This is a genomic window from Psychrobacter sp. CX21, from assembly GCF_057396255.1.
The window spans coordinates 1-14,384 of the sequence record NZ_JBXYJG010000031.1 but is presented as its reverse complement, the minus strand read 5'-3'; the positions used below and the strand labels follow the sequence as shown (position 1 = coordinate 14,384).

The following is a 14,384-nucleotide window of genomic DNA, read 5'->3' as shown; positions in this document are numbered from 1 at the left end:
GGAAATACCCCCATATTTAAAACACTAAATAAGTAGAACTAAGCTGCCATATTAAGTTTCTGAATCGGCGTAAAGCCACCATTACCCATATTGGGTCTCTCGTTATTATAGTGATTGAGCCAAGCCTCAGCCTGCTGTCTCACTTGCTCTAAACTATTAAACAACTCCTGATTAAGCCAATCATAACGAACTGTTTTATTAAAGCGCTCTACATAAGCATTTTGCTGAGGATTGCCAGGCTCAATGTATTCGATAACAATACCTTGCTCAGTTGCCCAGTCTTTTAAATCATTGCTGATATATTCAGGGCCATTATCACACCTGATTTGATCAGGTTTGCCACGGCATTCTATTAGCTGATTTAAACTGCGTATGACTCTTTGAGCTGGTAGTGAGAAGTCGACCTCTATGGTTAATGCTTCACGATTAAAGTCATCAATGACGTTAAAGAGTCTAATGGCTCTACCATCGGTTAAAGCATCGTGCATAAAGTCCATGCTCCAGCTTTGATTGATATGAGTTGGTACAGCAAGCTTTTGTGGTTTGTCTCGCTTAATACGGCGTTTAGGCTTTATTCTTAAGTTTAATTCAAGCTCACGGTAGATACGATAAACACGCTTATGGTTGTAAGGTAGTCTGAGTACATTTCTTAAGTATAGAAAGCATAGCTTAAAGCCCCAGTTTTTATGGTCGTTTGTCAGATTAATCAACAGCTTGGCTATTTGCTCATTATCATCCGCTGTCTTTGGCTGATAGTAATAGCAGGTTATGCTGATGTTAAAGATCAGACAGGCCAAGCGTACGCTAATGGCTCTGGCTTTGATGTAATGCTCAGCAAGCTCTTTGCGCCTAGACGGCGCTACCACTTTTTTGACATGGCATCCTGTAAGATGTCTGATTTTAGACGCTCTTCAGCGTACATCTTCTTTAAGCGAGCGTTCTCAGCTTCTAATTCTTTAAGACGGGTAATGAGTGAGGCATCCATACCACCGTATTTGCTCCTCCATTTATAGAAGGTGCTCTGACTTATATTGTGTTCACGTAATATGTCACTGACGGGTACGCCTTGTTCTGCTTGTTTGAGTATGTTAACAATCTGTGTGTCGGTAAATCTTGATTTTTTCATGTCGAAATCTCCTGCTAGTATTTTAGCAGTTAGTTTCTACTTTTAGGTGTTATTATTTTTTGGGAGGATTACCATGGCACAAGCACAGACATTGGCGTCGGTCACTTTTTGTGCATCGGTTTTGTTGGTGGTTAAAAATAAATCTACTTTAAAGTCTCTAATATAATCCGTCACATCATTACCTGAAATAAAGGCAGAACGGGTTATATTTAGTTTGCGCTCACGAATGGCATTCAATACCCTAATACCAGTGTCAGGTGATGTTTTAGATACGATAACGACTTCAACAAGTGGCGATTCGACCTCGTACGTTTTGTTGTCGACATGATATTGGTTTAGGTTTAATATAGCTTGAATGAGCGGAAACCCTGCGCCCGTCTCTAGGGGTTCGTTTTCCCTCTGCTGCATATACTCACGAAACTTCTGCGCTGCTGTAGTAGGATCCTGTTCAATTAGTCTTTTACGATAAATTTCTGTTTCGCTTAAATCAAACAATGCCGTTGCCGATATTGCAACGATTAATGTATTAGAAAAATCAACAGCCATAGCCCCAACCTATAAGTACATTTGACTCACTTTTGAACAGTTATGTTGTTATTTACTATATTTGGCGTTTGAGTATGTTTAGCAAGCTAACTCGCACATCGTCTTAAACTACATAACTATTTTAAAATCTATTCAACGCAGTCTAACATTACTCCTATAAGTAGCGCTATTCATAGACTACGATAAATATATTAAAAGAATGGCTTGCGTACGTAGCTTGCATTAGAAAGTTACTTCTAAGTGGGTATGGGGGTCTTTTTATAGTTTAAAGTTAATATATTGCGATGAAGAATATCTATTTAAATAGTCTAAGTATGATTTTTAAGGCTATGTAGGTCTATTGTATTCAATTAAATACCTTTAATAAGGCTCTGAACGACTATTATCATCTCGACTAAAAAACTCGTAAAATTCACCCGAATGCTCAGGCATTATATTCTGTGCTACTGACAAAGCTCTTATAGACACATAATCATTAAAAATTCTATTCCGTTCTCCTCTTATCAACTCCTGTGTACTACTATCTATGATTTTAACTTCTCTATCTAAATTAAACCTAAACTTCATCATCGTTTCTTCAAATAACATTGCCATATCTTCTCTTTCATTCACATAATTATACAAATCGTTAGCACCGTCATTCATAAAAGCATCAGCAATAGTTTGAGGGTGTTCATTTAGAACATTCGCTGATATTGTTTGTCCTTGGAAGCTATGCTTAGCTAAAGATTCGATCGTTTGAGAATTTAAAGGATATTGCTGACTCAGCATATAAGAGGTCATTAAACTATAATTATCAATATTATCGATAAGAGCTTTACTTTCATCCATATTATTAAGCTGAATATACGGATAAAAGTCATTAGCATGGGCTAATTCGTGATATAACAAGGTCGCCAAATTTAGGTATATATGTTTTATATCTCTATTCGCTTTATCAGATAGCGATATATCTACGTTATCCTGCTTATAGCGCCATAAGAAACTTGTAGACGTGTCCCGTGCTATATAGGCATGATAGTCGTAAGAATCTGCTAGACTAAGGTACTCTAGTTGTCCCTGATATAAGTCGTAAGGTGATAAATAAATAGCACCAGTCAATGCCCAATAAAAAGGTACTTCAATATTATCCGATATAACCACCGAAGTGACTGAACCGAAAAGCTTCTTGAAATCCCCGCTTTTATCCATCTCTGCTAAAAAACTTTCAAACCTTTTACCCATCCATTCTTCATTTACTACTAACCTATCTAGAATATCAGAATGAGTGACTTCCTGATCATAGGTACCTAAAGGCGGTAATGTACCTACTGTACATAAGTCTTTTCTATTGAGCGTATTTGAAAATGTACATTTTTCTAAAACTGAAGCGTAGGCGCTATTAGGCTTATAAACTAACACTCTACTCAATGGCTCAGTTGTCGCACAATATACCCCTGTACCATCACAGAAATATGAACTCGTTATAGGATCGTTTTTTTCTATTAGGACATAAGCTTGATCGACTATATTTTGATTTTGCTTAAGCTGTAATGTAACTAGCTTAGTCGATGTGACCTTAGGCACTCTTATATAGGCCTTCCGTTCATCTTTGTCTATATTAATAGCGATACTTAATTCGTTGTCGCTTGACTCAATACTAATGTCATCTAACTCTACATCTTCTGGCAGATGCATGACAAAGTTCCGTCCTCCACGTATGGTTCTATCCCGTAATAGCTCAAGTTTATGTGTTGAAGCTTGATTGATAGTTACAAATACATTTTTTTCAAACTGTTCTCCTGTAGTAGATATTACCGTTACTTTAAACTCGTAATCGCCAATTTTTTCGGGTACAAAGGTAGCTACCCCTTGCCTGTAAGAAGAGAGTTTTACTGAAGGACCCAAAATTTGTTGCCACCGATAACTTTCAACTTCGTCATCATCTAGATACGCCACTATCGCAACTTGCTTACCTATCCTAGAAGTAGTATCGCCATCTATTATTAAAGACGACTCTATATGATTAGTTTGTTCAGGTTTTGGAATAGTAATGTCGATTATAGGTATTTCGACATAAGATTTTTTATCGGTAGTGACTGGATTAGACGTATTTACTGCTAATTGTGGTAATACATCATTTCCACAAGCGAAAATCATCGTACTGAAAGTCAGTATTATAATAAGTCGTAATTGTAATGAAAGCATAAGTATTACACCTAGTTTGATATACATGACTTAAAAGCTTCAGATTGAATCAATCAACCTGAAGCTATTGAAAGGAACAAACTTATAGCAAGCTTACCTAGTAACCACACTCTACTTTTAATGAACCATATGACCAATTATGCATATTCGATTCACTCCACGTTCTGACTGTTTGAGGAAACTCTAACTGTAATTCTTGCTTCCAGTCTCTTTCAACAATTGGAGCGTATCTATAATCGTTCTGCCACAATTGATTGTTAATGACTGCAGGTCCGACTTGTTCATATAATATATTTCCTTCAAAGCTTTTATTCTCCCAAATAGTCACTTTAGTTCCCTTGGCTATAGCAATCCCATCAAAAGTACTGGCGACTGCTTTTGGAAACGCTTGTTCATTGTTTGGATATAAACCTGCTCCAACATATTCACTGTTATCATCTACGACGTATGCCTCTGAAATACCTACCCTATCATACTTATCCGCTACTACCAGGCCTGTAAAATACGCTTGACAATCACCCTCAGGCTCAATATAAGGAACATTTAAATCTACTATAACTGGTTCAGAAACTATATGATCCGTAACGGCATCAATAGCAACTTGATAATTCGTATTAGTTAAGAGATTTGGAATAAGTAGCTCTCCAATCTTGATATCATTGATACCCCTGAGAATTTCCCATTCAGTATTTAAATCAGTATTTCTAATATACACATTAAAACCTTTGATATCCTTCACAAACTTTGAATCTGTAGGGTAGCCCCATACTAATTTTGCGATTGTCGGCTTAACCAAATCAATACTGACATTTTCCGGCGTATCTACATCAGATTGTTCTGGTAGAGAAACAACTTTTATATCTCTTGAAGTATTACCAGTGATGAGGTCATTAAACCATTCAAAACCACCAAATAGATATGACTTAACACTGTCAGAATAGTTGACAAATTCTAATTGATTTTCGTAAACATCAAACTCTTTAATAACCGAAGTGTCAATTTCAACTGTAATTTTTTCACTTTCGCCATTCTTTAAAGTACCATTTTCCTTAGATACCTTTATTGCCTCATTAGGTTTGTAATTAACTCTCCAGCTTAAAGGCTCGCCACCTGTATTTGATATAGTATAGTCTTGATTTACCACATACCCTCTTGTTACCTCTTCGTTTATAAATCCTCCATTTACCGATATTCTAGCTGGAGACTTAACCTCCTCACAACTTCCTCCAAAATTCTTACTATAAAACGGAATGTCAAAAAGCTGTATTTTAAAATTTAAAGTTTTAAATATATCGTTTATCTTAGATGACAGCTTATTATGTTTTTTACCATCACCACCAAAAACAAACTGAGGATGGGCTGATGCACCTACCGAAGCAGTAAAGTTAGTACCACCCCTACACATTTTACCATCTTTAAAGAGTACATTATCTATACTAGATTTTGCTGTTCCTCTGACATACAGTTTTTTGGGTATGGCTAATCCAGGATAGCCATAAAATTTCATACTTGAATCGACTGTCACGAATGGTATTAACTCTCCAGTGTAGTCGATGCTATTTGGAATAATATCCAAGCTCTCTTCGTGACTTGCGCCTATCACTTCTTTAAAGCCATATCCTTTGTTCCACATAAATCCTGCGCGTAATTTTTGCTCCATAGTCAGACCATTAGTAATTGATGCACTAATCTTACCGTCTAATCCTACCCACAAATCAATTTGATTGACAATAACAACAGGAAGTACTCCAGCCATATAGACTGTTTTCTTAGATATTGAACCTATCATTATCTTGTTACAGTTAGGAGAGTCTTTCAAAGCTTTACATATTTCTTTAATATCATGCGCCCCCTCTACAGTAATAGTAAGGGCTTCGTTGGCTGACAACTCTACTACATCGCTTAAACCCTCAATACCACCAAAGCCATAACTCATACCAAAAAGATTCTCTAAAGAAAAACCTATCTCTCCTTTGGCTTTGATAGAAATATTTTTCTCCTTATTTTCATAAATAGTTACTTCTGCTACAGGTTTTAAAAAGTCAATTTTATGATCACTATTTCTCGCATAGTTTATATTAGCTTCTTCTTCAATAGGTCTACCTATCTGAATTTTAAAATCTGTCTGTGTTGTACTTTCTGGTTTAATTAACGTAACACCCTCAATATTACTAAATTTCTCACCTTCAATAACTTTATTGCTTCCAAAAGTACTGTTTTGTGTCTCATTTCGAGTATAGTTTACATCTACACCCGATAATTCACTATTCCCAAACAAACTTTCAGGAACATTCTGTGGAGTTATTGGTTCTGAAATAAATGCAGTACCTTGCAGTATCACATCATCCAGTCCAGCTTCAGTTGTTTGTAAGGTGTATTTATAGTCACTTACAACTTCAACATTAATAACTTCACGTAGAAAACCATCTCCACTTGACCCAACAACATAATCTCCAGCTTTGAGGTTTTGCATTCTATTTACTAAGTCTTCGTCCTTGTAATTTACAGTAACGTATATTGTACTATCACCTTCTAAGGCTGCTTCTGCTAAACTCAAGTCTACAAGGTTATCAACTATTTTAGTTTCCTTATAACCAAAAGCGGGTATAACTTGATGACTTTCATTTTTACTTACTTGACACTCTGTCTTGTCAGCAGAAACTATTTCGCAACCATCCCAATCAAGAATTTCAGTATCTGAATCAGGCATAGCAGTAATAGTTATCATGTCATCGCTTTTTTCATAAAACTCATATAGATCTTGAATTGACCCATCAGACTTAAATTCAATTTTTTTATCAGATGTTGAAACATTCCCTTTACCTAAGGGTAAGACCTCAATTTTAACTTGATTACTACGTGAGTCTCTATCAGGATAACGTGTTATAACACTGCCTAAAGAGCTTTCAAGAAGCTCAACTAGTTTTTCATTATCACCTTCTGCATAAGCATCTATAATGGAAGACTCATCTTCTTGCTTAGTGAATAAATATTTGTAATCAATAGCCAATGCTTCTAAATGAGTAGTATTAGTGGGATCAAAAGATAAGATATCCTCATTATCTATCAATCCGTCATTAGTAATATCAGCCAAAAAAAGTATGTTAGCAATATCTGCTAGCCTCCTTTCAATATCCTCATCTGAGAAATCATCATAGCTTTGTTTTACATACTCCCATGCAATATTGGACAATATGCTTACATTAACACCTGCTTGCTTAAGCTTATCTCCTCTAACTAAGGCATTTAAAGCTCCTTCAACTGGCAGGTTTGCGTTATCTGATACGCCATCTCCGTCAATATCTTGAAGCATACCTTTTGTAGCTGAAACTAAATAAAACTCTTCAGTGTTTACGCTGTCTAAGTTCTTAAATTGAAACTTACCATCTTCATCAGTAAGAAGATTCATAGGTTCTAATTGAGCAGACTTTGAGCGTGCATCAGTTAGACTTATCTGTGCATTACTAACTGGACCTACAACTTTATGAGAGGCAACAACTTCAGTTACATCACTATAACTAGTCACAGTTTCATCAGAATCTTTGTCAAACCAACACCCTGTCATACCTATTAGTACAGCACAAGACAATGCTGTAAGTCTTAATTTATTATTCATTATAAAAACCCTTGTGTTATTAAAGTTAAACAATAAACATCTAAATCTTTTATATCACATAAACAAACAATAGTTTGTCCCAAATCTGGGACAAACTATAAGAAAGAACGCCAGTAACTAAAGTTTCAACCCTTAATATGTAAACTAATGATTGCTTAAAGTAGTTTGATAAAGCTATGATAAGTACACGCGTGAAAATATTTGGTTTAATGATGATCGACTATTTTGAAGGTATAGGAATAAAAGATGGATTTAGCCCAATACGTAGCACAATTTTGTAACCAACATAATATAACCAAAGATAAGTTGGCAAAAAGTGCGGATATGTCACGTAGTACGCTTTATCGAATTCTAGACAAGGATGCAACACCGACGTTAATCAACCTAACTAAGTTGGCAATTGCCATGCAGGTGCATCCGCAATATTTGGTTGAGCTGGAATGGGAGAAGTATCGATTAAGAGAGTGTCATGCCAAACCTGTTGATTCCTTAAAGGAACCAAAGCGTTGGTTTCATAAACAAAAAGATTGCTCTCATTTTATATCTGAGACAATTGCGGACGGTAGCCTTGTGTGTACCAATGAGCGGTTTACTAAAACTTGGCGATTACAGAATACGGGACAAACGGTATGGGAAAATCGTAGGCTACAATGTCAAGACGATACGGACATATTTCAAGCCCACTCTGAGCAAAAACCGTTTACTAGAAATCGTTGTTTCCAGCTCATACCAACAACAACCAGTATTAGTATACCTACCACAAAAACTGGAGAAATCGTTGATTTATCAGTAGAGTTTATTGCTCCATCCGTACCTGCGTCTGTATTTTCATATTGGAAGATGGTCGATAAAGATGGCGCTTTGTGCTTTTTAGACTCAATAGGTGTTTATATTTCTGTACAAGTTATCTCAGCAGGCTCAGCTTGTACTATTAACTAACATAACTAAAGTTTTTGTGTTCTATATCAATTTACCGCCGTCTCCTACTTGCCCACAAACCTATACACAATGACAATGCCTACACGCTTTAAAAGCTCTAATAATACTCTTCAAAATACTCAACATTTATTGTCGCAAACACTAGCAATTTGGCTGATTCAAATGTCTCTTATTGCGGCACCTGCTATTGATGCCTATATGCTTGCCAAACTATCCACTAACGATGTGGCTGCAATGGCGCTAGGTGGTTCGTTTTACTTTATGGTACTGTTAACCTGTAAAGGCGTATTACAAGGATTATGCTATGCTGTCGCAGAGGCAATAGGCAGTCAAAACATAACAAAAGCTTATCGATTATTGATACAAAGTGGCTGGCTAATGCTCTTAATTACTGCCATTGCTTGGGTAGCGTTGGCTATAAGTGTCTTAATTATCGGTAACATAGATATCAGTCCAGAACTAAAGACGGCAGCAACCAGTTACACTATTATTATAGCTTTAGGCGTACCGGCTTCGTTGGCATTGAGAGTTTTAGGCGCATTTTATCAAGGCATATCCAAACCTATTGTTATAACCTTTTGGCTATGGATTGGACTGACGATTAAAGTCTTAATTAACTATGCATTACTAGCAGGATGGGCAGGTACGCAATGGCAAAACGTTAATGCTACTGCTGTTTCAACAGTTTTTATGCACTGGTTTGTTGTGGTTTGCGTCTTGATGGCAGTAGGGTCAAAGTTAAAAAAGCATCTATTTAATGCGTCTAACCCATACTCATATATACCTAATAAAACTGATTTTAAAATACTCTTATCTTACGGGATACCTATTGGTATCAGTTATTTTGTTGAAGTATCTGTAGGTCCGGCACTGATATCAATGATTGCTATTGTTTCTGAAGATATGTTAGCTGCTCATCAGATCCTATTGACGGTTAGTGATTTGTTATTTTCAATCCCTATCGCTTTTATGATTGCCAGTAGCGTAATGGTTGGACAACACGTTAAAAACTATCTCAGCCAAACACGAGACTTTAGTAAAAAATGCGAATTGAGTATGGCTGTTTTTATGGTAATAGGCAGTTTGGGTTTATGGTTATCGGGTAATGCTTGGGTGACTAACTATACAGATAATGTTGTACTCATCGGTATGATGTTACCAGTGCTATTAATAATGGGGTTCAAGAATAGTATTGAAGGTGTGCAAAGTTTAATAGCTTTTAATTTGAGAGCGATTGACAAGGGATGGGTTGTTGTTTTTATCAATGCTATTTGCTTATGGCTAATTGCTGTAGGAGGCACAAAGTTAGTTATCGAATACTTTGAAATAAGTTTAAATTGGATATGGGGTCTGTTAGGCTTAGCTTATTTTTTAGCTTGGACAGCATTACGCATCAGCTACTTTAGGATTATATCTAAAGACTTTAGAAGCTAACCTATTTAGCTATTTATGGGCAAATAATTTAATTATTTATATCAATAAAAAGATGATATGAATTTGCTAGGGCGTGTTATCAATTGAGTCAAATGATACAAGAAACTGAGTGAATCGCACTGAGGAAATGACTGGCTAGCTTAACATAGCGAGATGCAATCGCATGTTACGTACTGCTTTGTCTTAGAATAGAGGTTCTCGATTAAGTTCTATGATTGATAGAGCGCTTTATCGAAGTCGCTCTGCTGCATATACTCACGAAACTTCTGCGCTGCTGTAGCAGGATCCTGTTCAATTAGTTTTTTACGATAAATTTCTGTTTCGCTTAAATCAAACAATGCCGTTGCCGATATTGCAACGATTAATGTATTAGAAAAATCAACAGCCATAGCCCCAACCTTTATGCCTCTAAATCGAATTCGAACCCTCTTTAAACCGTTTTAGCGATAAGCCCTTTAAGGCTTGTCACCTACTAGGGCAAGTCTTGATTTCAAAAATGAAGACTCGCCCTAGTTATAATATAGTCGATTCAATTTAATTCTGCTACAAGGCGACCGACCGCAGATAGTACAAGTAGTACATCTAGGGCGGTTAACACCGTAGCAGGTTTAAAGTGGATTGACTATACCTGCTTTATTGTAACTTTAAAGAGGTTGAACTCTAGTCTAACATTACCAGTTAGCACAGTGCTATTGATGGGTTGTATAGAATCATAATAGTTATAGTCACTGAACTATAGTTCAGCTCATATGTTTTTAGTAGAAATGAGTTTAAATAGAAATGAATTAAGAAATTTATTTGTACTAATATTTCCTTTAAGCTCTCGGTAAAACAAAAAGCGTTGCATTAAATAAATGCAACGCTTGTCAAAGTCTAGGGCGTGTCCCTAATTAATAGCACCGTCAGTTTAATTAAATTGCAAGTATCAATCACTGTCGATTAAACCTGTAAAAAGCTTATTTCATACTAGCGTTTTGAATAACAGCTTATAAATGAATGACTTTCAATCAATCTTACTGATGGGCGGTTACTTCCTCTTCACTCCATTTTATAAACCCATATCACGTTTACCCATAGGACGTTCTCCATTTCCAGCGCGCACGCCGCGCTGTTCATGTTGCTGCTCTAGCTGTGCTCTTTGCTCTGCAGTTAACACCTGAGCAATGGCATGTTTAGTTTGTGCTTGTTCTATAAAACGCTCTTTCGCTTGCTCGGCATGCTCATTTGCAAGTCTATTAAGGGCTGCTGTATTCAAGGTTTTGCTATTCATTAAAGTTTGCATTCGGGCACGATACTGTTGACGCTCAGCTTGACGGGTTGCACGTTCGTTTTGACGCTTAGTACGCTGTGCTTGTTTGATGGTATCAATTTGCTGTTGTTGAGCATCGGTCAAGTCAAGCTGTGCCATGACACCTCGTTGCTTACCAAAACCTTTATGTCCGTGGTGGTGACGCAAGTCTTTACCTTTCACATTTTCTTGCTGCATCGTACTAGCTATAGCTGTTGAGTAATCAACAACATTTGCTTGACTTATGCCGACAACTGCTAGGGTGCTTGATAACGCCAATAGTGAACTCATTGCAAATTTCTTCATGTTTGTCTTCCTATTCTTTACTAGATTTATTTTAAAGTTGATTCGATAAGCAGATAAGCGCTTCCGCTGTATCCACATAACAAATAATAGCGAAGACAAACATTGCATACTTTGATGAAACATTAAGAAAGGTAACAATTGCTTCTAGGTCTACCGATTTGGTTGCTTGCTTACTCATACCTCGTTATGATTTAAACAAGTAATTATAATAGATTTTACTGACTCGAATGAGTGACTTATGACATATGTTTTATTGGGTGATGACGATAAAGAGTTAACCGACTTACTACAGGAGTATTTAACCAATCATGGGATAACTTGCGATTGCGCTTATGATGGTGAAGAAGTATTACAGAAATTACATAATACGTCTCATCAACCCAAATATGATTTGTTGGTGTTAGATATAATGATGCCAAAAATTGACGGCCTAAGTGTTTTGCGTCAACTGCCGTCTATTATCCAAATACCAGTAATTATGCTCACCGCAAAAGGCGATGAAATCGATAGAATTATTGGTCTTGAGCTTGGCGCAGACGATTATATCTCTAAACCTTGTAACCCTCGTGAGTTACTTGCTCGTATCAATGCAGTGATTAAACGTAATAAAACACCTACCGTCGACGCCCTGCCGCTTAGCCACGATAGGTTACATCTTGATCAATCACACCGTATCTGCCGAATCGATGGCAATGAACTGGCAGTAACGGGTACTGAGTTTGATTTATTAGTAGCGTTGGTACGGATGCAGAGTAATGTAGCCAGTAAAGAGTGGCTGTCACAGACGGTATTGCAACGAGAGCTACAACCCTTTGACCGCAGTTTAGATGTGCATATTTCGCGTTTGCGCAAAAAGTTACAACCTTATCATGACGAGCCAATTAAGGCCATTCGCGGTAAAGGGTATCAGTTAGTATTATGACAATATCTATTCCACGGTTTACCCTTTTTTGGCGTTTATTTTTAAGTTTATTACTGATGTTGCTGATTACCTCAACGCTCTCAGTAGGTATTGAGCGATGGTTAAATAACAAACAAATTAATAACCTTATGCAAGAACAGGTGACGCATTTATTAACGGTACGTGAGGAAATTAGTGCTTTAATAGAAAAAGGAGAGTTTAATAGCATCCGTCAACGTTATCATCAAGATAGAATGTTAATGGAGCAAGTTCGTATTCTTGATGATCAAGGTAATCTGATACCATTTAGACGTCCAAGACCGTTAAACTATCAACCTTTACCACCTCCAGATAAGATAACTAATAAAAGTAATAGACAAGATAATCGCCATACTGAAGTTTCAAGAGTGTGGCAACAAATTAGTGTTAATGAAGACAGCTATCCACAACTTGCTGACACGACAGCGCTTGCACCAAATGGTCGAAGCTATACTGTTCAATTACAACCAAGATTACCATTACGTGAAATTAGATCATCTCAGCGCAATTATACTGGACTACGTATAACGCTTACTTTATTACTCAGTATGCTCGCATGTTATTGGTTAAGCCGGACGTTGACCAATCGTATTCGTAAGTTGCAGCACGCAGTACATCATATAAGTGAGGGTAGTTATGAGAATAATACTGAGTTAACCCAATTTGGTGATGACGAATTGGGTGTGCTTGCAAGAGAAGTGGCGCAGCTATCTGAACGCTTAGATAAAAGTGAAAAGGCACGTAAGCGGATACTAAGTGATATTTCGCATGAACTTCGTTCACCCCTAGCCCGTTTAGATGTTGCTACCGAATTGGCTCTTGATTTTGCGCCTGAAGCGAAACGCTATTTAGAACGTATTGATAAAGAATCTGGGCGCATGAATCACCTGATAGACCAAATCATTCATATTCAGTCACTACAGATGGACGATAAACGTCTAAATAAAGATGATATTGAAAATATTGATATTCTTGAAATATTGGAAAGTATTAGGAAGGATGTTAGCTTCGAGTTTCAGCATAAACAAGTGAATTGGCGTTGGATACTGAATGTAGACGAGAGCAGACCTAGTACATTTAGCGTGATTGGTAATTATGAACAGCTATATAGCGCATTTGAAAATATTATACGCAACGCCTTCGAACACACCAGATTAAATAGTGAAGTAGGTATATCTGTAGATAATGTATCTATCCGCGACAATAAGAACACTTTAAAAGTTACCGTCACTGATACGGGTTCAGGTATCAATGATTCAACAGACTTAGAGCGTATTTTTCAGCCCTTTGTTCGTTTAGACAATGCACGTAGTCGCAATTCAGTTAAAAGTGGTAGTTCTGAACCTATAGAGACGAAATCTACAGGCTATGGACTCGGACTGTCAATTGCGCATGCCGTCATCTCTGCGCATCATGGACAAATTCTGGCATTTAATCGTATAGATAATAGTGACGGATTAAGTATTGAAGTTGTTTTACCATTGAGTGAATAGTAGATTTTTACCTATAGTCCATTCACTTTAAACCTACTACGGTGTGACCGCCCTAGACGTACTGAGTGTACTTTCTGGGTTCGGTCGCCTTGTAGCAGAATTAAATTCAACCGACTATATGAAGGTATAAAAAGCCATTAATTCTCGTTTGTAATACCAGACATAGAGAACTATTAGAGTAATAAAAAGATAACAATACTTAAAGTCAAAGTATATTCGTTAAACCCCAGCCAAAAAAAAGCCCCCTATACATAAGTACAGGGGGCTTTTAGGGTATAGGGAGCTGACGATGACCTACTCTCACATGGGCGGACCCACACTACCATTGGCGCAACGATGTTTCACTTCTGAGTTCGAGAAGGGATCAGGTGGTTCCAACGTGCTATTGTCGTCAGCAAAGGGGGTATAGATATGAGTTATTGTAATGAACCTGAATCAATTCACTGTATATAAGTGATATAAATAATCAAATATATAAGTAATTATCAGGTGATATCGAAATAATTGGC

General features: G+C 37.0%; 8 protein-coding genes, 1 rRNA gene and 2 pseudogenes. 4 read left to right on the top strand and 7 right to left on the bottom strand.

The window, feature by feature from the left end; all coding sequences use genetic code 11:
* Window positions 1-38: 38 nt before the first annotated feature.
* The 4 genes and pseudogenes from AC2SLP_RS11610 to AC2SLP_RS11595 all read right to left on the bottom strand — a co-directional run bounded on the left by AC2SLP_RS11610 (window position 39) and on the right by AC2SLP_RS11595 (window position 7,475).
* Window positions 39-1,126, bottom strand: a protein-coding gene (locus AC2SLP_RS11610; protein ID WP_486535860.1) for an IS3 family transposase whose coding sequence is annotated in 2 segments (ribosomal slippage) — window positions 39-874 and window positions 874-1,126 — 1,089 coding nt in all. Because the reading frame shifts where the segments join, the coding sequence is not laid out codon by codon here.
* 69 nt (window positions 1,127-1,195) lie between these two features.
* Window positions 1,196-1,672 (bottom strand): annotated as a pseudogene (locus AC2SLP_RS11605) (5'-nucleotidase); the annotation flags it as partial.
* A 360-nt stretch (window positions 1,673-2,032) separates the two neighbouring features.
* Window positions 2,033-3,811 (bottom strand): PKD domain-containing protein, encoded by a 1,779-nt coding sequence (locus AC2SLP_RS11600; protein ID WP_486536805.1) that lies wholly within the window; start codon window positions 3,809-3,811, stop codon window positions 2,033-2,035.
* A gap of 145 nt (window positions 3,812-3,956) precedes the next feature.
* Window positions 3,957-7,475 carry a fibronectin type III domain-containing protein gene (locus AC2SLP_RS11595; protein WP_486536804.1) on the bottom strand — a complete coding sequence of 1,173 codons (3,519 nt, stop codon included), beginning with the start codon at window positions 7,473-7,475 and terminating at the stop codon, window positions 3,957-3,959.
* A gap of 246 nt (window positions 7,476-7,721) precedes the next feature.
* Here AC2SLP_RS11595 and AC2SLP_RS11590 point away from each other — a divergent pair, with 246 nt between their 5' ends.
* Both AC2SLP_RS11590 and AC2SLP_RS11585 read left to right on the top strand, forming a co-directional pair.
* On the top strand, window positions 7,722-8,414 hold the full coding sequence (locus AC2SLP_RS11590) for an NBR1-Ig-like domain-containing protein (protein WP_486536803.1): 693 nt from the start codon (window positions 7,722-7,724) through the stop codon (window positions 8,412-8,414).
* 69 nt (window positions 8,415-8,483) lie between these two features.
* On the top strand, window positions 8,484-9,848 hold the full coding sequence (locus AC2SLP_RS11585; RefSeq protein WP_486536802.1) for an MATE family efflux transporter: 1,365 nt from the start codon (window positions 8,484-8,486) through the stop codon (window positions 9,846-9,848).
* A gap of 245 nt (window positions 9,849-10,093) precedes the next feature.
* On the opposite strand, the pseudogene AC2SLP_RS11580 reads toward AC2SLP_RS11585, so the two are convergent.
* Both AC2SLP_RS11580 and AC2SLP_RS11575 read right to left on the bottom strand, forming a co-directional pair.
* Window positions 10,094-10,237 (bottom strand): annotated as a pseudogene (locus AC2SLP_RS11580) (5'-nucleotidase); the annotation flags it as partial.
* A 659-nt stretch (window positions 10,238-10,896) separates the two neighbouring features.
* The gene (locus AC2SLP_RS11575) at window positions 10,897-11,442 is read right to left on the bottom strand and encodes a Spy/CpxP family protein refolding chaperone (protein ID WP_486536801.1); all 546 of its coding nucleotides are present in this window, start codon (window positions 11,440-11,442) and stop codon (window positions 10,897-10,899) included.
* A gap of 238 nt (window positions 11,443-11,680) precedes the next feature.
* Between AC2SLP_RS11575 and AC2SLP_RS11570 the strand changes: the two genes are divergently transcribed.
* Window positions 11,681-12,364 (top strand): response regulator, encoded by a 684-nt coding sequence (locus tag AC2SLP_RS11570; protein WP_486536800.1) that lies wholly within the window; start codon window positions 11,681-11,683, stop codon window positions 12,362-12,364.
* A complete protein-coding gene (locus AC2SLP_RS11565) occupies window positions 12,361-13,875 on the top strand; it encodes a sensor histidine kinase (RefSeq protein ID WP_486536799.1) in 1,515 nt (504 codons plus the stop codon). The genes AC2SLP_RS11570 and AC2SLP_RS11565 overlap by 4 nt, the downstream gene beginning before the upstream one ends.
* 281 nt (window positions 13,876-14,156) lie before the next feature.
* On the opposite strand, the gene rrf is transcribed toward AC2SLP_RS11565, so the two are convergent.
* Window positions 14,157-14,271: ribosomal RNA gene (rrf, locus tag AC2SLP_RS11560) — 5S ribosomal RNA — on the bottom strand.
* Window positions 14,272-14,384 lie beyond the last annotated feature (113 nt).

Coding starts and splice junctions, on each gene's coding strand:
- AC2SLP_RS11600 (WP_486536805.1), bottom strand. CDS start 3,811: ATGATTTTCGCTTGTGGAAATGATGTATTACCACAATTAGCAGTAAAT.
- AC2SLP_RS11565 (WP_486536799.1), top strand. CDS start 12,361: ATGACAATATCTATTCCACGGTTTACCCTTTTTTGGCGTTTATTTTTA.
- AC2SLP_RS11585 (WP_486536802.1), top strand. CDS start 8,484: ATGACAATGCCTACACGCTTTAAAAGCTCTAATAATACTCTTCAAAAT.
- AC2SLP_RS11575 (WP_486536801.1), bottom strand. CDS start 11,442: ATGAAGAAATTTGCAATGAGTTCACTATTGGCGTTATCAAGCACCCTA.
- AC2SLP_RS11590 (WP_486536803.1), top strand. CDS start 7,722: ATGGATTTAGCCCAATACGTAGCACAATTTTGTAACCAACATAATATA.
- AC2SLP_RS11570 (WP_486536800.1), top strand. CDS start 11,681: ATGACATATGTTTTATTGGGTGATGACGATAAAGAGTTAACCGACTTA.
- AC2SLP_RS11595 (WP_486536804.1), bottom strand. CDS start 7,475: ATGAATAATAAATTAAGACTTACAGCATTGTCTTGTGCTGTACTAATA.